Source organism: Paraburkholderia sp. RL17-347-BIC-D (assembly GCF_046027915.1).
Classification (GTDB): Bacteria; Pseudomonadota; Gammaproteobacteria; order Burkholderiales; family Burkholderiaceae; genus Paraburkholderia.
The window spans coordinates 1-18,677 of record NZ_JARESS010000029.1 but is presented as its reverse complement, the minus strand read 5'-3'; the positions used below and the strand labels follow the sequence as shown (position 1 = coordinate 18,677).

The following is an 18,677-nucleotide window of genomic DNA, read 5'->3' as shown; positions in this document are numbered from 1 at the left end:
ATCACACTGGAACTGGAGAGCCAACTGATGACCCTCGACGAACTCAACGATATCGACGTGCTAGTAATCGGCGCGGGAAACGCCGCAGCCAATGCGGCACTCGCCGCACGCGAAGGCGGCGCGAAGCGCATCGCACTGCTCGAAAGCGCACCGGAGGAAGCCCGCGGCGGCAACTCCGCATTCACGGGCGGCGCGTTCCGCTTCGTCTACGATTCCGTCGACGACCTGTTGAAGCTCGCGCCGGATATCGCGGAACTGGACCTGCCGAATATCGATTTCGGCACCTACACGCGCGAGCAGTACTTCGACGATATCGGCCGGCTAACCGAGTTCCGCGCCGACCCGGATCTGACCGACGTACTGATTGGCAACAGCTACGACGCCGCGCTGTGGCTCAAGCGGCATGGCGTGCGATTCCAGCCGGCGCTGGGGCGGCAGGCGTTTCGTGTCGAAGGCAAATTCCGTTTCTGGGGCGGTCTCGCCTGCCACATTCTGGGTGGCGGCACGCATCTGGTCGAAACGCTGCATCATGCGCTGAAGGACGCGGGAATCGGCGTGCTCTATCGCACGCAGGCAATGGGCCTGCTGCATGGCGACGGGCGCATCGAAGGTGTGCGCGCCATGCATGAGGGGCGGCAGGTCGACATCCGCGCGAAAGCGGTGGTGCTCGCATGCGGCGGTTTCGAGTCGAGCGCGGAGATGCGTGCGCGCTATCTCGGGCCGAACTGGGACCTGGCAAAAGTGCGTGGCACACGCTACAACACCGGCTGGGGCCACAAGATGGCGATGGAAATCGGCGCGGCGGTAACGGGGCATTGGTCCGGCGCGCATGCGGTGCAATGGGACATGAATGCACCCGAGTACGGCGATCTGACGATTGGCGATCGCTTCCAGAAACACAACTACCCGTTCGGGATTCTGGTGAACGCGAAGGGCGAGCGTTTTCTCGACGAGGGGCTCGACTTTCACAGTTTCACCTACGCGAAATATGGGCATGAAGTCTTGCGCCAGCCGGGCCTTTTCGCGTGGCAGATCTTCGATCAGAAAGTCGTCAAGCTGCTGCGCGACGAGTACAGGATTGCGCGCATCACGAAAGAGACGGCGAACACGCTCGAAGAACTGGCGCCGAAACTCACGGGCGTCGATCCAGAAGGTTTTCTGCGTACCGTGCGCGCGTATAACGAGGCGCCGCGGCCCGATGTGTCGTTCAATCCGAACATCCACGACGGCCTGCGCACGAGTGGACTCGGCATCGACAAAACCAACTGGGCCAATCGGCTCGACACGCCGCCTTTTGAAGCCTATGGCGTGACCACGGGCGTGACTTTTACGTTCGGTGGACTGAAGGTGTCGACGGAGGCCGAGGTGCTCGACACGTCGGGTACGCCGATTCGAGGGTTGTTCGCGGCGGGCGAGATTGTCGGCGGTCTTTACTATCACAACTACGGCAGCGGCACGGGGCTCGTCGCCGGCGTGGTGTTCGGGCGGCGCGCCGGGGCAGGCGCGGCGCGGCTGGTTGCACGCTGATTCGGACGCTAACGGGAACGCTCGGGGACTCATTACGATGCTGCTTATCGATAACGACTGTGTCGCGCGCGTGCTGACGATGCGCGATTGCATCGACGTGCAGGAACGCGCGTTTGCCGGATTGCCGGGTGGCGCGTCGATTGGGCGTCCACGTATCGACACCTATGTGCCGACGCAGCGCGACGACAGCTATTACCGTTTCGGCTCGGTGGATGGCGCGACCGGCGGCATTCTGGCGGTGCGTCTGAAATCGGACGTGATGGTGTGGCCGCGTGACGCCGACGGCCGCGCGGGCAGCGAGCAGAAGTACTGCGTCGAGCCGGGCACGTATTGCGGGCTGGTGATGCTGTTCAGTACCGAGAACGGCAAGCCGCTCGCGATGCTCAACGACGGCCACCTGCAACACATGCGCGTGGGCGGCGCGGCGGGACTCGGCACGCGGCTGCTTGCGCGTGAGGACGCGCATACCATCGGCATGATCGGCTCGGGCGGCATGGCCGAAACGTTTCTCGAGGCGCTGGTGGCGGTACGCGAGATTCGGCGCGTGCGCGTTTTCAGCCGTCGCGAGGCGAACCGTTTGCGATTTGCGCGGGACATGGCGGCGAAACTCGGGATCGAAGTAGAAGCTGTCGGCTCGGCCGAAGAGGCGGTGCGCGGCGCCGACATCGTCGCCACCTGCACCGACAGCATGACGCCCGTCATCGACGCCGGCTGGCTGGAACCGGGCATGCACGTGGTGGCGCTCACGCCGCGTGAATTCGACACCAGTGTCGCAAACCGCTTCGACGTGTGCATCGCGCAAGGCCGTGAACGCTTGCCGATGGAGGAGAGTGAACGCTTCAGCCAGCGCGTGTCGGGCAGCCCGAATGCGTTTATCGGCGGAAGCGGCGAGGAGCGGGCGCGTTTGCCCGTGTCACGCGGGGAAAGAGTGGATACGACCGGCTGGCCGGTTTACACCGACGTGATAACCGGCCGCGCGTCGGGCCGCACGGATGCCCGGCAGATCACCTTCTATTACACGGTGGGCAATTGGGGCGTGCAGTTTGCGGCGGTGGGCGGGCACGTGTATCGGGAAGCGGCGCGGCTGGGCCTTGGCATTGCGTTGCCGGAGCACTATTTCCTGCAGTCTATTAGAAATTGAATACAGGGTGCGTCGGCCTGCACGTGGACCGCGCGCAACCTGCAGGAATCAAAGCGTAAGACATGATGCGGCGCCCATGTCAGAGATCGTGACTTCTTCCTTCCGGCGGGATTGTGTGACGACGCCGCTCCAGTGCTTCAACTGGTCGAGTGCAAGCTCCCCGAGTGCATCGATGAACGGCGCTGACGCGTTCACGCAATCGATCCGATGGAACTCCCTGCCGCCCCATTTGAGGAACGTGTCCCGCCCTTCGACGCCGATTTCATCGACGGTTTCGATACAGTCGGCAGTAAAGCCCGGGCAAAAGACATCTACGCGATGCGTGCCGGACGCGCCGAGTTCAGCCAGTGTTTCCGCGGTATGTGGTCCGATCCACTCCTGTCTTCCGAACTCCGACTGGAACGTCACTCTGCAGTGGTGTGCGTCAAGGCTCAACGCCTCGGCAAGCAGTGCGCCCGTCTCGAGGCATTGCGCGTGGTAAGGGTCGCCACGCTCGATAGCGCGTTGCGGTAAGCCGTGAAAGCTCAGAAGCATTTGATCGCCGCGGCTGAAGTCGGGGCGTCCGTGCACATACCAGTGCCGCCGTACGGTGTCGGCGAGCGCGGAAATATAGCGTGAATCTGCAAAGTACTGTTTGATGAAACGCGCCTCCGGTTGATTGCGGATCTGTGCGAACGCGGAGGCCACCTTGTCGAAGGCAGTGGTGGTGGTCGATGCCGCGTACTGCGGATACATCGGCAAGATCACAATGCGATCGCAGCCCTGCCGGATCAGCCGATCGAGTTCTCCCGCGATGCTCGGCGTGCCGTAACGCATCGCGTAAGCGACGTGCACCTGCTGGCCACGTTCGGTCAGCCATCTTCGAAGTGCGGTGGCCTGCTGTTCGGTATGCACGCGGAGCGGCGATCCGTCGGGCATCCAGATGGATTCATATCGGCGCGCCGCCGCGTGACTCCTGAATGGAAGCACGAGGCCGCGAAGAATGGGCTGCCAAAGCCATTGCGGCATTTCGATCACGCGCGGGTCGGAGAGGAACTCCGCAAGATAACGATGTACTTCACGCGCAGTGGGTGCGTCTGGTGTACCGAGGTTGATCAGCAAAACTGCCGCGCGAGGCATTGAAACGGCCGGGGACGTTTTCCGAATAGAGATGTCAGCATACATTTCGCGTCACCTAAAGGTTGGCCCTCGGATCTATTTGAGGGTTGGGCGATGTCATCGATTTGCGATTCACCCTGTGGACCAATCATCGCCAATTCCGCGCTTCGGGTCCAAGTCGTATTTTCTAGCGCTTCCATAAGTCGCGACTATCGGCTACGTGAGACGGTCTGCAACCGTGCTGGCAGTTTTCCCACGTAGATTGTCCTTATTCGACGTATGAGCTGGCATCGGGGACTTAGTATTCTGTTATCCAATCAGTAAATAATTCCAAACATGGCAGATGCACAGCGCTGCTATTCTTGAATCGTCAAACGATGGTTGCGATTCGCAACTGTTTGCATCGGTTTTCATCACCCCAATGCGAGGATAGGAACATGAATATGAAGAGGAAGTTGACTACGGTATTTGGCGCACCTGTTGCTGACAATCAGAACATCCAGACCGCGGGCCCGAACGGCCCGGCGCTGTTGCAAGACGTGTGGCTCCTCGAAAAACTGGCGCACTTCGATCGCGAAGTCATTCCGGAGCGGCGGATGCACGCGAAGGGTTCAGGCGCATTCGGCACGTTCACTGTGACGCACGACATCACGAAATATACGCGCGCAAAGATTTTCTCGAAGATCGGCAAGAGCACGGAAATGTTCGCGCGCTTCTCGACGGTTGCCGGCGAACGCGGTGCGGCCGACGCCGAACGCGACATTCGCGGCTTTGCATTGAAGTTCTATACCGAAGAAGGCAACTGGGACATCGTCGGCAATAACACGCCGGTGTTCTTCTTTCGCGACCCGTTGAAGTTCCCGGACCTGAACCATGCGATCAAGCGCGATCCTCGCACGGGCATGCGTAGCGCACAGAACCAATGGGATTTCTGGACCCAGCTTCCCGAGGCGTTGCATCAGATCACGATCATCATGAGCGATCGCGGCCTGCCGAGTTCTTTCCGTCATATGCACGGCTTTGGGAGCCACACGTATAGCTTTATCAACGCGGCAAATGAACGCTTCTGGGTCAAGTTTCATTTCCGCACGCAGCAAGGTATCAAGAATCTGACGGACGCTGAGGCCGAGACGTTGGTTGGCCGGGATCGCGAATCACATCAGCGCGATCTGTATGAGAGCATCGAGCGCAAAGATTTCCCGCGCTGGACGCTGTTCGTGCAGATCATGCCCGAGAAGGAAGCGGGTTCGTACCGCATCAATCCGTTCGACCTCACGAAGGTATGGCCGAAGTCTGATTATCCGTTGATCGAAGTTGGCGAGATGGAACTCAATCGAAACGCCGACAACCATTTTGCGGATGTCGAGCAGGCTGCATTCGCGCCGTCGAACATCGTACCGGGAATCGGCTTCTCGCCAGACCGGATGCTGCAAGGGCGACTCTTCTCTTACGGGGATACGCAGCGTTATCGTCTGGGCGTCAACTATGCGCAGATTCCGGTGAATGCGCCGAGGGGAGCGAGCTATGTCAATAGCTATCACCGTGATGGTCAAGGACGTACTGACGGTAACCAGGGTGGCACGATCTCCTACGAACCGAATACGCGTGGCGAGTGGGTCGAGCAACCGGACTACCGCGAACCGCCGCTGAGTCTGGAAGGCGCTGCGGATCACTGGAATCATCGGGTCGACGACGACTACTACTCGCAAACGGGTGTTCTGTTCCGCAACATGTCACCCGGGCAACAGCAAGTGTTGTTCGAGAACACCGCGCGCGCACTGCAGGGTGTGTCGGACCCGGTCGTTCAGCTGCATATCGAACATTGCCGTCTTGCGGATCCGGCCTATGGTGCAGGTGTCTCTGCGGCGGTCAGGAAGCTTGCGAACGCAAAATCGAGCGGCGGCAACATAAGCTAGTCGAGTGGAATCAAATGTTTCACGACGCTATCGCGGGGCGGCAAACGCTTTCATGGATTGCCTGCCCTGCGATGTACAGCTTCGATCAGATAAACAACTATAGTTCCTGCTTCTCGATCTCCTTGATTGCTTGCTCGACGCGCTTGCGCGCATGTTCACGAGCGTGTGCGCGGCCATTGAGTACGTGGGCGACTGTTGCCACCCCGCCCCCGGCCTGTAGAGCTATGTCCGTGATAAGAAAGTGGTGAACCACGGCGGATCCCTCAGATTTGAGGTGTTTTTGATGGATTAATGATACCCCGTTGGCAGTCCATGGCGCTATGCTGTGACGAACAGAGGGAGAGAGACATGGGCCACAGCGAGGATCGCATCGAAGAGCGAGGGCAGAGTTGGTACCGCGAACGCGACTGCGCTTTAAATGAATTCGTCGCTCTGCTGGAAGGCGATGACAACGGCTCGACGCGCTATGCGGCGGAAATCACACAGCGCATTCCCGTTTACGACTGTCAGCAACTCGATGGCATGACACACGATGCGTCCGAGAGAGCCCAGTTGCAGGCGGAATGGGCTCGCGTCCTTCACGAGGGCGCAGGGGTGCTGGTGCTTCGGCGGGCATATGCCGATACCGGACCTGTCGACGACGCGACGGCCGTCTTCGAATCGATTATTCGCAGTGAGCGCGAGCAAGGCCCGCGTGTGGCAGACCATTTCGCAAAGGCGGGCGCGAATGACCGGATCTGGAACGCTCAGGAGAAGCTCTGCCTGCGAGCACCCGAAGTATTCGCGCAGTATTTCTCAAATCCGATGTTGATGATCGCGTCGGAAGCGTGGCTTGGACCGTCCTACCAGATGACGTCACAAGTCAATGTAGTGCGCCCCGGCGGCGCTGCTCAACAGGCGCATCGCGATTACCACCTCGGCTTCCAGACGGTTGAAAAGGCCGAACGCTATCCTGCGCACGTGCATCGGATGTCCGCCTTCCTCACCCTGCAGGGCGCGGTGGCGCATAGCGACATGCCGGTTGAGAGCGGTCCGACGAAGCTCCTGCCGTATTCGCAGCGATACGACGAGGGATATCTGGCGTGGCGCCGAGCCGATTTTCGGGAATATTTCGAAGCCCATTTCGTCCAGCTGCCGCTCTCCAAGGGCGATGCCGTGTTTTTCAATCCCGCGTTGTTCCATGCGGCCGGCGAAAATCGCACCACGGACATTCAACGCATGGCGAATCTCTTGCAGGTCTCGTCGGCTTATGGCCGGGCGATGGAAGTGCTCGACCGCAGGAGAATGTGCGAGGTGGTTTATCCGGTACTGCGCGAGCGCCGCGCATCGGGGCGGATAAGTGACACGGAAGCCGCCGCGGCAATCGCATCCTGCGCCGAGGGATACCCGTTCCCTACCAACCTCGACCGCGACCCGCCGGTCGGCGGGTTGGCGCCGGAGAGCCAACAGGAACTCATGCACCGCGCACTTGACGAGGACTGGGATCCCGCCAGATTCACGCTCGCCTTAAATGAGCACGCTGCGCGGCAACGCTCCGCTGATCCGCAATCTGGCCCGTGTTAACAATTTCTTTAGACTGGGTCGATGGTGCAAAGAACGCTCTGATCGCAGGATTGACACAGCGATAGCAACCCGACGCCGCATCCTCGCGCACCGTCCGGGATCGCCTTAAGGCCGGTCATGCACTGACCGTTTCCGCACTTGTGGATAGGAGAAATTGACATGAAAACGCTTCGAATCGTTGCCCTCTGCGCGATCGGCATGTTCCTGGGACAAGCGTGGGCGCAAGACAAACCAGTACCATCGGGAACCGCACCGGCCGTTCAGGATGTCGGTGGCGTCACCGACGCGTCGAGGGGAGAAACAGGAATGGCAATGAGTCCGGCGCGGCAGACCTATCCGGACCTGAACGCCCTGCAATCCGGGGACCAAAGCCGTTTCGGGACCAATACATTCCGCCACCACTGAGCGCCGCACAACAGCTTCGCGCGACTGCCGTCCCGCACGATGAGTGCCCGCGAATACACTCATCGCGCGTAACGGGACAGGCTACGGCCCCGACCGGGGCCCGTCCGTCGAATGATGGGGCTATGCTCCGGGCTCAGTAGCCGATACGCTTCTCGACGTTCCGGAATCGCCCCGTCGACCGGTAGCGATTGAACCATGCATTGGTACGAAGTTCGCACAGGCGCGGCGAATGTTCGACAAGCGCAACATCGAGCCAGTGAAACATCTCGTCCGGCTGGTCGAGCCTCGCATAAATTTCCGCGAACAGAAGCGGCGACGTGTAGCGCCTTTGACGTCTCGTCATCAGGTCCTGCAAATACCATTGAAGGACTTTTTTATAACCCCCGGTGTCCCAGACCGTGCGAATAGTCTCCGCGCGGGCGAATTCGCCGCACCGCGTTAGTGCATCAACGGTCGCTTCGACGGCCTCCTCGTATTGACCCTGCCCTTCATATGCGGTCGCCAGTAGCTGATAGACGAGTGGGGAGCGATTGCCATGCCCCGCATTCAGGCACTCCCGAATCACTTCGTCGTATTTGCCCGCCTGCACGAGTCCGAATACGCGTGATCCTTCGAATCCGAGCGGGTCGACTTTCTCGGCACGCTCGAACTGTGCTCTGCCTTCCGCTTCTCGCCCAAGCACCAGCAGGAGCCGCGCATACAGGCGGCTCGTTTCGGCGTGGCTCGGGTTCAACCGTAATGCCTCGAGGAACTCCTCCTCTGCCCGGCGCCAGTCCCAGTCATAGAAGTAGTGCACGCCGGCCAGCGCCTGGTGAGCTTCAGGAAGATTGGCATCCAGTTCCAGTGCTTGCAGCGCCGCCTGCCGCGCTCGCGGGTGGCCCTCCGACGGTGCGCACACTCCGTGCGTCGCAGCGGCGCCTAAAACGTTCGACATCCCCACATATCCGAGCGCGTAAGTCGGATCCCGTTCGATCGCGAGCTCGAAGTAGCCGCGCGCGCGAACGAAGTCCTCGTCACTTAGCGCGTGATGCGCGGCGAACCCCGCATCGAAGTGCACGCGGCGGGTCCAGTAGTAACGGCCGCGCAGATACGCGTCGTGCGCCGCCGGATCGACCGGCAAACGTCTCGCCAGCCTGTGCCGTTGCTGTTCCGCGAGCGCGGGCGATACTTCCTGAGCGAGCGCCGTTGCAACCTCTTTCTGGATTTCCAGCGCTCCGCTCGTCATCGGCTCATACGCGCGACTCCAGATCTGCACCTGGTCGAAGCAACGGATCAGTTGCGCCAGAATGCGAATCCTCGTGCCGTCCCGCTTGAGCGCGCCTTCCAGCACGTAATCGATCGACAACTCGCGCGCGATCTCCGCGATACTCTTGCTGACCCGTCTGCAGTGGGCGGCGGTCGTCCTCGAAATGACAAGGATGTGCTCCGGATCGAGCATGCCGATACTGGCGGAGGTTTCGTCGGCCAGCGCGTCGCAGAAGCTGTTCTGGCCGGAATCGCCAGTCTGGTTTTCGAACGGCAGTACCAGAATCCGCACGGCTTCCTGCGGGGCGGGCGCCGATTCATCCGGCGCGGGCCGTACGTTGTTCAGACGATAGCCTTTGCCCTTCACGGTGATGATGTGCTGCGGGTTGACCGGATCGTCGTGCAGCGCGACGCGGATTTTCCGGATCGCCGTATTGATGCAGTTGTCCGTTTCCCGATACGCGTTCGCGCCCCACAGTGCTCTCACGATATCCGCACGCGTGACGAGTTCCCCGTTGCGCGATGCCATCAGGATCAGCAACTCCATCGGCAGACGCTCGAGGCTGACTTTCTCGCCTGCGCGGCGCAATTCGTAGCGCTGGATGTTCAGTTCGACATCCGCAATCCGGACGGATTCTGGCGTGTTCATCTGCGCTCCTGCCACCGCGAGTTCCGGTTCACAGCGACGACGTCGACGCGCCGCCGCTCGCGCTTCATGCCGAATGAAGCCGCGAATGCGAGCGCCGAGCACAACACAATGACGAGCGCGGGCGCAGGCATCCAGTGCAGGCCCGAAACGAGGAAATTCGCTGCGAGCGGTGTCAGTCCCAGCGACGCGGACAGTCCGAGATTCATGGACGTGGCAACACCGCTGAAGCGGACGTCGACGGGGAACATTTCCGCAATCGCGCACGCGAAGGTTCCGTTCGCAAACGAGCTGACGACGCCGGCCATCAGGAACAGCGCAGGCAGGCTCGCGTAGTGATGGGCGGCCGCAATGAAGAAGAAGGGCGCGAAAAGCGCGGACAAGACGGTTCCCGACCTGAACACATAACGGCGCGGCAACAGGTCGCCAACGTGCGATGTCACGAGAATGCAGGCAGCCACGACGACCAGATACCACATCTGGGCACTCGCGATCTGGTGTGTGTCGTATTGAAGCCTTTGCAGATAACTTGGTGCGAAGCCGATAAAGATGCCACCCGACGCACCCGCCAACAGAGACGCGCCGGTTCCTGTCGTCAGGGGAGCGAAATGGTTGCGAAACAGGACGGCAAGAGGCTCGCGATGCCGGGCGCCGATCGCTTGCGCGTACTCGTTGGTCTCCGCAAGCGTCCGGCGCAGGACAAAGCTCAACAGCCCGACCATTCCACCAAGCAGGAAGCAAATCCGCCATCCGAATGCATTGACCTGCGCGGGTGTGAGCGCCCATTGCAGAGCAAAGTTAATGCTCGTCGCCAGAAGCAACGCCAGGTTGACCGCGACGAACACGATGCCGCACAGAAGACCAGGCCTGCCGCGCGCGGTTTCGACCGCGTAGACGATTGCGCCTGGCAACTCGCCGCCCAGGCAGAGACCCTGGATGAGCCGCAGCATGAGAAGAAGCGCTGGGGCAAGCGCGCCCCATGCCGCGTATGAAGGAAGTATTCCGATGAGAAGCGTCGAAACGGAGGCGATCATCGCCGACGAGACGAAGACAAGGCGCCGGCCGTGCGTGTCGCCGAACCGCCCAAGGAGAATGCCGCCCACCGGCCTGGAAAGGTAGCCAATGGCCAGCACCGTGAACGACAACGTCTCCGCCGGCACGCCAGTTCCTGTCGGAAAGAACTCGCTGCCGATGCTTCTTGCAAAGAATCCGAAGATAACGAAATCGAATACCTCGAGCGCTCCACCCGTACTGGCGACCAGAATGGTCCAGCGTTGGTGTGCTGTCATCGACTCTTTTCGGATTAGGGGCGAATCGTCGAGCATGGTAATCCCTGATGTCGCCAGGCATAACTACCGTTTTAAGCGGACGCCGCTGCGGAGGGACGTGTTCAGCCACCACTGTGTCAAGCCGACTTCGATGACGGTGCATGATCGTTCTGGCTTAAATATGATGGACGACAATTCGCTTACACGAAAGGTCTTTAGATTCGCCTTGTGATTCCTGACGACGGATTGACGCGCGCCGCACTCGGACTCGGCGCTCGGCGCCAGGTCCGCGATAGCGAGGGATACGGCGACCTGAACGCGATCACGTTCTCCGGTCTCGCCGCTGGAGGTTCAGGTTATGAACCTCGCGTTCTGCTGCTTACTTCATTCGTTGCCACACGACTTTCGATGCGCCATATCCGAAGCTCCCAGGCGTGACGTAGGTCAGCCGGTCGCCATCGAGGGTGAATGGGCGTCGTTGAACATCCCCGTCCCAGTTCGGAAAGGTACTTTTCTGAATGTGGAAAACGATCACCTGTCCGGCCGGATCGACGGTATAGGTGCCAAAGTGCGCGAAGTTGCCTTGGACGATGAGTAGGTTCTCTTCGGTGGTACCCAATAAGCGGTTACCCGATGCGAACTTCGGCAAGTCTGCGCGAACTCCGAGCAGAACGTAACGGCCGTCGGTGCCGAAGATGAGTTGGCCGTCCGGGTGCGGACCGAGCACTTCGACTTCGCTACCACTTCTCGAGGCGGTCAACGAAACCAAAGACCACGAACCCACCACGCCAGGCGCCGCCTGGGCAAAGGTCTTTGGGACGGCGAGACACAATGCAAGGGCCACCAGCGCGGCGGCCCGCAGGGTTTGGAGCATGGGCTTCATGGCGTTCTCCGGCACACGTGAGGGCGGAACCATTCCCTTCGATTCCCGGCGTGCGATGCCTGGTTCGTCTTCGATCATCTGAAGACAAGCTAGTAGCATAGCTTTCCTGGCTACGACTTCCAATGAACATTGGAAGCGGAAGTTGATCCTTCTAGGAAATGGCTGCAACGGCTCTGTGCCTCCTTCGCCGTTTGCCTGGTCCTTGCCGCCGCGCCGAAACTTCTTTTAATTGCCGTAAGCGTATCCCACGCGGTTCCAACGCGAAGAACTTTACGTCGAAGCATGCCACTCGTTGCAACGACATCTGCCCTCAAGCCATTTCCGCAGCCAGCAGATCTTCGATCATGATCGGCAACTTCCGCACGCGCACGCCGGTTGCATGATAAGTAGCATCGGTAATCGCCGCCGCGACGCCCGCGAGGCCGATTTCCGCAATCCCGCGAGCACCGAGTTCGTTGAACACGGTATCCGGATGATCGAGAAAGGTCACGTCAAGTTCGGGAGTATCCGCATTCGACGCGATGATGTAATCGGCCAGGTTGCTGTTGATCGGTGCGCCCGTCTGCCTGTCGTACGTCGTATGCTCGAACAGCGCCATGCCGACGCCCATCACGACTGCGCCTTCTATCTGGTTGCGGGCGGCGCGCGGGTTGATGATACGTCCGCCATCGATCACCGTGATGACGCGGCTCACGCGCAACCGCGCGATCTCCGGCTGCCACGTGACTTCGGCGAAGTGCGCGCCGTAGGAATAGATGGAGAAGCGTTTCTTGAGCGGATCGTCGAAGCCGCCCTGGGCGCTGCCGCTGCCTGATGCCGCGCTCATCTTCGCTGCTTCGAGAATCTGGCCGAACGGCACGCCGCGCTCCGGCGCGTCGCCCTTGCGATGCACGTGTCCCGCGCTGAACGCGAGCGCATCTTCGGCGGCGCCTTTGAACGGCGAACCATCGACGGCCGCCGCACGCGACAGCAACAGCTTGATGGCCGAACGCACCGCGTCGAGCACTGCCGGAATCACCGATGCAGTCGCCGCGCTGCCCCCCGAAACCGGTCCAAGCGGTAACACCGAATCGCCGAGACCGACTTCGATGCGAGTGAGGGGAATGCCGGTCTCTTCGGCGACCAGTTGCGCGAGCACCGTGTAGGTGCCGGTGCCGATGTCCTGCGTGCCGCATACCACGCGGGCGCTGCCGTCCGCTCGAAGATCGACGTTCGCAGCCGCGGAAAAGCGCAAGCCTGGCCAGACACAAGCGCCGACGCCCCAGCCCAAAGTCAGGCCGTCGCGCTGCATCGATCCGACGCCCGGCGTCCGCTGCGACCATCCGAAGCGCTCAGCGCCCGTGCGCAAACATTCGACGAGATGCCGTGACGAGAACGGCAAACCCGTGCTTTCGTCGACGCGCGGTTCGTTGCGCAGCCTCAATTCGACCGGATCGAGGTTCAGCACATGCGCCAGTTCGTTCATCGCCGATTCGACTGCGTACAGGCCGGGCACGGCGCCTGGGCCGCGCATCGACGTCGGCGAGCCGACGTTCCGGCGCGCGAGGCCGGAGGTCACGCGCAGGTTCGGCGTGCTATAGATGAGCGGCGTGACTTCGCCGCAACTTTCCTGGTATTCGTCGGCGATCGAGGTGTGGTTGACGTAGTCGTGCTGCACGGAGGTGAGTTTGCCGTCGCGTTCAGCCGACAGCCGCATGCGCTGCTGAGTAACGGGGCGGTGGCCGACGTTCTGGAACATCATCTTGCGGCTCACGACCAGCTTCACGGGACGGCCGGTCTGACGCGTCGCCGCTGCCGCGAGCAGCGTGTGCGGCCACATCCACAGCTTGCTCCCAAAGCCTGATCCAAGATAGCGGGAGATCACGCGGATCTTTTCCTTCGGCACGCCGAGCATCTGCGAGAGCGTGCCCAGGTGGACCGAAATGGCCTGCGTGGTCTCGTAAAATGTGTAGTTCTCACCGTCCCAGTCCGCGATCGACGCGTGAAGTTCGATCGGGTTGTGCGTTTCCGTGGGCGTGACGTAGGTTGCGTCGAGCGTCGCCGGCGCGGCGTCGGACGCACGATCCGGGTCGCCGCGCTCGCTCTCGACCTTTGGCTTGTCGTCGGCCTCCAGTTCGTCGCGCACGTCGTGCGGCGTGATTTCGTAGCGAGCCCCGATCGCGGCCGACGCCGCGCTCGCCGCCTCGAAGGTATCCGCGATCACGACAGCGATGTACTGGCCGTAGTAGCGGATGATGTCGTCCTCGAAGGGCGGCCGTGCTTCGTCCACGAAGCCGGTCTCCATCGAGTTGCCGGAAAGCCGGTAGAAGCGGCCGATATTGTCTCGATGCAGCACCGCGTGTACGCCGGGCATCGCCTCGGCGTCCGCGATGTCGAGCGACACGATCCGGCCGCTTGCGATCGTGCTGCACACCGGCACGGCAACCAGCAGATCGGGTAAATCGATATCGGAGGTATAGGCTGCGCTGCCGCTGACCTTCAGCGGTCCGTCGATACGCGCTTGAGGCCGGCCGATCACGGACAGCACGGAGTCGGATAAGGTAGACATGGGGCGTTCCTCTCGATCGGCGGTTCAGGGCGTGGCCGTAGCCTGGGTCAGCGCATTGACGATGCAGCGGCGCGCCAACTCGACTTTGAAGCCGTTCTGACTTTGCGGCTTCGCGTTCGCTAGCGCGGCGTCCGCGGCCTTGCGGAAGGTCGCGGCATCGGGCGTTGCGCCGCGCAGCACGGCTTCCGCTTCGAGCGCGTGCCAAGGCCGCGTGCCGACGCCGCCGAGCGCGACGCGCACATGCCCGATGCGTCCATCGTCGAGCGTCATGACCACGGCGGCCGACGCCAGCGCGAACTCGTACGACGCGCGATCGCGCAGCTTCAGGTAAACCGAGCGCGCGCCCGCTGGTAGAGGCGGCAGCGTCACGTGCGTGATAAGGTCGCCTGCGTCGAGCACGTTCTCGCGCTGCGGCGTCGCGCCTGGCAACACGAAGAAGTCGTCGATCGCGATGCTGCGCGCGCCGTCCGTTCCTTCGACGTGAATGGTCGCGTCGAGCGCGGTCAGGGCGACGTTCATATCCGACGGGTTGGTCGCGATGCAGGCGTCGCTGGCACCGAGAATCGCGAGCGTGCGATTGAATCCCTGGATCGCCGGACAGCCCGAGCCCGGCTCGCGCTTGTTGCATGGCATCGCGGTGTCGCGAAAGTACACACAGCGCGTGCGTTGCAGCAGGTTGCCGCCGGTCGTCGCCATGTTTCGCAATTGCGCCGAGGCTCCCGCGAGCAGCGCCTGCGACAGCACCGCATACGGTGTGCGGATCAGCGGATGCAGTGCCAGGTCCGCATTCCGTGCCGTCGAACCGATCTTCACGCCGCCGTCGGGCAGCGCTTCGATACGGTCTAGCGGCAGCCGGCTGATGTCGATGACCCGCGTCGGCCGCTCGACGTTGAGCTTCATGAGGTCGAGCAATGTCGTGCCGCCCGCGAGAAAGCGCACTTGTGCGCCCTGCTGGGCCGTTGCCGAAGCCGCGCCCGCCGCGATCGCCTCACGCACGCCATTGGCGCGCGACAACTGGAAGATTTCCATGATGGCGCTCCTCAAGACTGGCCGCGCACGCGCTGGATTGCCGCGACGATGTTCTGGTAGGCGCCGCAGCGGCACAGATTGCCGCTCATCGCTTCGCGCACTTCGGCGTCGCCCGGCCCGACCGCTTCATCGAGCAGCGCGACGGCGGACATGATCTGGCCCGACGTGCAGTAGCCGCACTGATAGCCGTCGCATTCTACAAACGCGGCCTGCATCGGATGCAGCGCTTCGGGCTGACCGATGCCTTCGATGGTGGTGATTTCGTCGCCGGCGTGCGTGCCGGCGAGCGACAGGCACGCATTCACGCGCCGTCCGTTCACGTGTACCGTGCACGCGCCGCATTGGCCGTGGTCGCAACCCTTTTTCGTGCCGGTGAGGTGCAGATGCTCGCGCAGCGCGTCCAGCAGCGTGGTGCGCGGATCGAGCGACAGCGTGTAGAGATTGCCGTTGACGGTCAACTCGACTGGCATCGTCGCGTTCGCGGAAGGCTGGCGGGCGGTTCGGGCTGCGTCGGGGTCGGCGCTCTGTTGCGTGGTGTTGGAGGCGGTCTGTTGCATCATGCGTTCTCCTCATGGCGAGAGCGGCCACCATCCGGCGACAATCGGCGCGGCCGGGCGGCAGGCTGAAGCAGGATTTGGAACCATTGGCGATCGATTCGCCGGGGTGTCGGACATTCAGGTTAGCGAGCGTCGGAAGACACGCTACGCAGGCCCAGATGAGTCAGCAGCAAATCTGATGCCCAGACCTGTCGTGCCTGAAAATCATTTGCGATCGACCGGCTCGACTGATCGCGAGTGTCGGGATCAATCTACCCCAAATGTAGAAGAAAAAAGCCGGACGCGTGAGCGCCCGGCCATTTTGAAGTTGCTGATGCGGCTTCAAATATTCAATGCCTCAAAACGGCAGGCCCGGCAAATCCGGCAGCTTCAACGCATGCACGCCGATCGCCGACGCGTCGAGCCGTTCCGCACCGCCACTCGGTGTATCGACGATAAACGGCACGCCGATCTGATCGGCGCGCACGAGTTCGGTCGAGCCGCCGCCGTCGAGATTGATCGCGTCATCCGCGCCGATCGCCTTCATCAGTTGCGCCGATTGCGCGTTGGTCGTGCCCGTCGAATAACCCGCGACGCGTCCGTCGATCACGACGAGATAGAGAAAGCGCCCCTGTTGCGACAGGCCGACCAGTGTGCGCGGATTCGGATTAAGCGGATCGCCTTCGTTCGGGCTTTGCGCGCTGACGTCCTGGCCGCTTTTCAGCAGAATCGCCGAGCCGGCGACCGCCGTATCGATCAGCTTCAGATCCTGCGCTGAAATCTGCGGCGCTTCGGCGATATACGCGCGACCCTGCCGCGTGATCGCAAGTACCGCTTCACTTTGCGTCGGGTCGCTGGTCAGCGGGCTCACAATCTGGCCGTGCGACACCAGCAAGCCGATGATCGACTTCGGCTCCGGCGTCGTCGCGCAGCACGGCGCGAAAAAGTTCGCGTTGACTGCGAGCCGCACACCGGTGCGCGCGGCGAATTGCGAAATCGTCTCCGACGTCGTCATTAGCGGACCGCTATGCCCGGTCGTTTCGACGCTCACGCCGGGCGCGCGCAAATCAATGCGCATCACGTATGCGCGGCTCACGGTCGGCTTGCCGCCCGTAGTCGCGGGATTCGACGGCACGGTCGCCATTTCGGCATCGACGCCGACATACACGGGCGAGTAGCCGCTTTGCGTGATCTGCGTGGTGGGATCGGGCACGTCGGCTTGCACGCTGGCCGAAGCGAGGCCGATGATCGCCGCGGCGGCGAGCGTTTTCAGAGTTGCTGTGACGGGGAACAGGGCACGCGTCATCTCTTTAGTCTCCATGGACGGCGGCGACAAAGTTGTCACTCTTACCGTGCCGCAGACGTTAGAGACGCGATATGACCACCACGTGATTTCTTTTTTTCATTCGGCTTTCGACGATGGGCGGATGTGCGCCGAAAAAAAACATTTATCGAAAAGAAATTCATCCGAGCGAGCGACGCTGATGCCGCCGCCGCGATAGATTTCTCAGCTACCACGTGCGGGTTTTTTCCAAAGCAGCGAGAGAGCGTCTCGCGCGCCGGCTTAGTGCGCGAGCTGACCGACGTAGTATCCGAGCCGATTTTCGACATCTCCCGGCTTGTGGAATCCACGCGCCAGCAGTGCCTTGATGTTCTTCTGCGCGGCGGGGCGCCCCAGCGACGCCATGCACGCGTCCCATCCGGCGCCGAGCTCCACGTCCGGCGGCAGAGAAGTGTTGACGAGGCGCTTGGTGTTGGCGATCGCCCACTTGTCAAACCCGGCGATCCGGGTTGCCAACGCATCCACGAATGCGTCGAGGTCGGCATCGGGCAGTGCCCGGTTCACATAGCCATAGGCCTCGGCCTGGTCGGCACGGAGGTCTTCAGAACCCAGGAGCACCTCCAGTGCGCGGTTACGGCCAATGAGCTGGGGCAGCCGGGCCATAGGGCCGCCGCCGGCGACCATCCCGACGCCCACCTCCCATTGCGAGAGGAGCGCCTTTTCCCGACTGGCGAAACTCATGTCGCAGGCGAGCGTGATCTCGCTGCCGTTGCCCGTCGCCCGGCCGCGGATGAGGGCGATGGAGACGACGGGCGCGCGCGTCAGGCGCACGAGGAAGTCCGGCCACTGCGGTAAGCCCGTGGGACCGGGCGGCATGGCGGTCAGATCCTCGAGCCTGGCCCGGAAATCGGAGTGATTCAGGAAGTAGCCGTCCACCGCGCTATCGAAGACCACGACCTTCACATGCTCGTCGGTTTCGAGCGCGTTGATGACTTCCTGAAACTGCTGGACCATTGGCGGCCCCATGACGTTGATCGGCGGGTTGTCGATCGTGACACGCCAATAGGCCGCGGACCGCCGGCCCACGCTAATCTGAACGGGGTTAGTGGTTGCGTTCATTGGGGACTCCTGTCGCCGACACATGCGCGGGCTTCGCGGCCCGCGCGCGATTGGGACTAGGCCTGCAGAACCTTCAGCAGCTCCTTGGCAGTCGGGCCAGATGAAGCCGGATTCTGGCCGGTGATCAGCCGTCCGTCGACAATGGTGAGCACGGCCCAGTTGGCCACCTTTTCAAAGTGGCCGCCTAGGCGCTTGAGTTCATCCTCGACGAGGAAGGGCATGACCTTGGTGAGGCCGACGGCTTCTTCCTCATCATTGGTAAAGCAGGTGACGCGCTTTCCCTTGACGAGAGGCTGTCCCTCATAGGTTGCCTTGAGCAGAACACACGGACCATGACAGACTGCGGCGACCGGTTTGCCGGCGTTGTAGAAATCCTCGATCAAGGCGATCGAGTTTTTGTCATTGGTCAGATCCCACATCGGGCCATGACCACCGGCGTAGAAAATTGTATCGTAGTCGGCCGCTTTGACA

Annotated in this window: 16 protein-coding genes; 5 read left to right on the top strand and 11 right to left on the bottom strand. The window is 61.8% G+C overall.

Features of this window, described 5'->3' with window-relative positions:
* Positions 1–27: 27 nt before the first annotated feature.
* Positions 28–1,527, top strand: a complete 1,500-nt coding sequence (gene tcuA, locus P0D96_RS30790) for an FAD-dependent tricarballylate dehydrogenase TcuA (RefSeq protein ID WP_132378476.1) — start codon at positions 28–30, stop codon at positions 1,525–1,527.
* Between the two features lie 37 nt (positions 1,528–1,564).
* Positions 1,565–2,668: an ornithine cyclodeaminase family protein gene (locus P0D96_RS30785; protein WP_408317206.1), complete on the top strand. Its 1,104-nt coding sequence runs from the start codon at positions 1,565–1,567 to the stop codon at positions 2,666–2,668.
* Between the two features lie 48 nt (positions 2,669–2,716).
* On the opposite strand, the gene hemH is transcribed toward P0D96_RS30785, so the two are convergent.
* Positions 2,717–3,832, bottom strand: coding sequence for a ferrochelatase (gene hemH / locus P0D96_RS30780; RefSeq protein WP_408317204.1), 1,116 nt, complete (start codon positions 3,830–3,832; stop codon positions 2,717–2,719).
* A gap of 371 nt (positions 3,833–4,203) precedes the next feature.
* Here hemH and P0D96_RS30775 point away from each other — a divergent pair, with 371 nt between their 5' ends.
* Positions 4,204–5,682, top strand: coding sequence for a catalase (locus P0D96_RS30775; RefSeq protein ID WP_408181031.1), 1,479 nt, complete (start codon positions 4,204–4,206; stop codon positions 5,680–5,682).
* Positions 5,683–5,779: 97 nt separating this feature from the next.
* Here P0D96_RS30775 and P0D96_RS30770 read toward each other — a convergent pair whose 3' ends face one another.
* Positions 5,780–5,935: a LacI family DNA-binding transcriptional regulator gene (locus P0D96_RS30770; RefSeq protein WP_408317202.1), complete on the bottom strand. Its 156-nt coding sequence runs from the start codon at positions 5,933–5,935 to the stop codon at positions 5,780–5,782.
* 95 nt (positions 5,936–6,030) lie between these two features.
* Here P0D96_RS30770 and P0D96_RS30765 point away from each other — a divergent pair, with 95 nt between their 5' ends.
* On the top strand, positions 6,031–7,245 hold the full coding sequence (locus tag P0D96_RS30765) for a phytanoyl-CoA dioxygenase family protein (RefSeq protein WP_408181033.1): 1,215 nt from the start codon (positions 6,031–6,033) through the stop codon (positions 7,243–7,245).
* 159 nt (positions 7,246–7,404) lie between these two features.
* Positions 7,405–7,650: a hypothetical protein gene (locus P0D96_RS30760; protein WP_408317200.1), complete on the top strand. Its 246-nt coding sequence runs from the start codon at positions 7,405–7,407 to the stop codon at positions 7,648–7,650.
* Positions 7,651–7,783: 133 nt separating this feature from the next.
* Here P0D96_RS30760 and P0D96_RS30755 read toward each other — a convergent pair whose 3' ends face one another.
* The 9 genes from P0D96_RS30755 to P0D96_RS30715 form a co-directional block, all read right to left on the bottom strand.
* Positions 7,784–9,544 (bottom strand): winged helix-turn-helix domain-containing protein, encoded by a 1,761-nt coding sequence (locus P0D96_RS30755; protein WP_408317198.1) that lies wholly within the window; start codon positions 9,542–9,544, stop codon positions 7,784–7,786.
* Entirely contained in the window at positions 9,541–10,830 is a 1,290-nt protein-coding gene (locus P0D96_RS30750) for an MFS transporter (RefSeq protein ID WP_408317196.1), read from the bottom strand. The genes P0D96_RS30755 and P0D96_RS30750 overlap by 4 nt, the downstream gene beginning before the upstream one ends.
* Positions 10,831–11,188: 358 nt before the next feature.
* Positions 11,189–11,692, bottom strand: coding sequence for a lipocalin-like domain-containing protein (locus tag P0D96_RS30745; RefSeq protein ID WP_408317194.1), 504 nt, complete (start codon positions 11,690–11,692; stop codon positions 11,189–11,191).
* Positions 11,693–12,002: 310 nt separating this feature from the next.
* A complete protein-coding gene (locus tag P0D96_RS30740) occupies positions 12,003–14,240 on the bottom strand; it encodes a xanthine dehydrogenase family protein molybdopterin-binding subunit (RefSeq protein WP_408317192.1) in 2,238 nt (745 codons plus the stop codon).
* Positions 14,241–14,264: 24 nt separating this feature from the next.
* A complete protein-coding gene (locus P0D96_RS30735; RefSeq protein WP_408317190.1) occupies positions 14,265–15,269 on the bottom strand; it encodes an FAD binding domain-containing protein in 1,005 nt (334 codons plus the stop codon).
* 11 nt (positions 15,270–15,280) lie between these two features.
* Positions 15,281–15,829, bottom strand: coding sequence for a (2Fe-2S)-binding protein (locus P0D96_RS30730; RefSeq protein WP_408181039.1), 549 nt, complete (start codon positions 15,827–15,829; stop codon positions 15,281–15,283).
* A gap of 334 nt (positions 15,830–16,163) precedes the next feature.
* A complete protein-coding gene (locus tag P0D96_RS30725; RefSeq protein ID WP_408317188.1) occupies positions 16,164–17,111 on the bottom strand; it encodes a phosphodiester glycosidase family protein in 948 nt (315 codons plus the stop codon).
* Positions 17,112–17,369: 258 nt separating this feature from the next.
* Positions 17,370–18,206 (bottom strand): enoyl-CoA hydratase/isomerase family protein, encoded by an 837-nt coding sequence (locus P0D96_RS30720; protein ID WP_408317186.1) that lies wholly within the window; start codon positions 18,204–18,206, stop codon positions 17,370–17,372.
* 56 nt (positions 18,207–18,262) lie between these two features.
* Positions 18,263–18,677 (bottom strand): type 1 glutamine amidotransferase domain-containing protein (locus P0D96_RS30715; protein WP_408317184.1); only part of this gene is annotated, 415 nt, incomplete at its 5' end.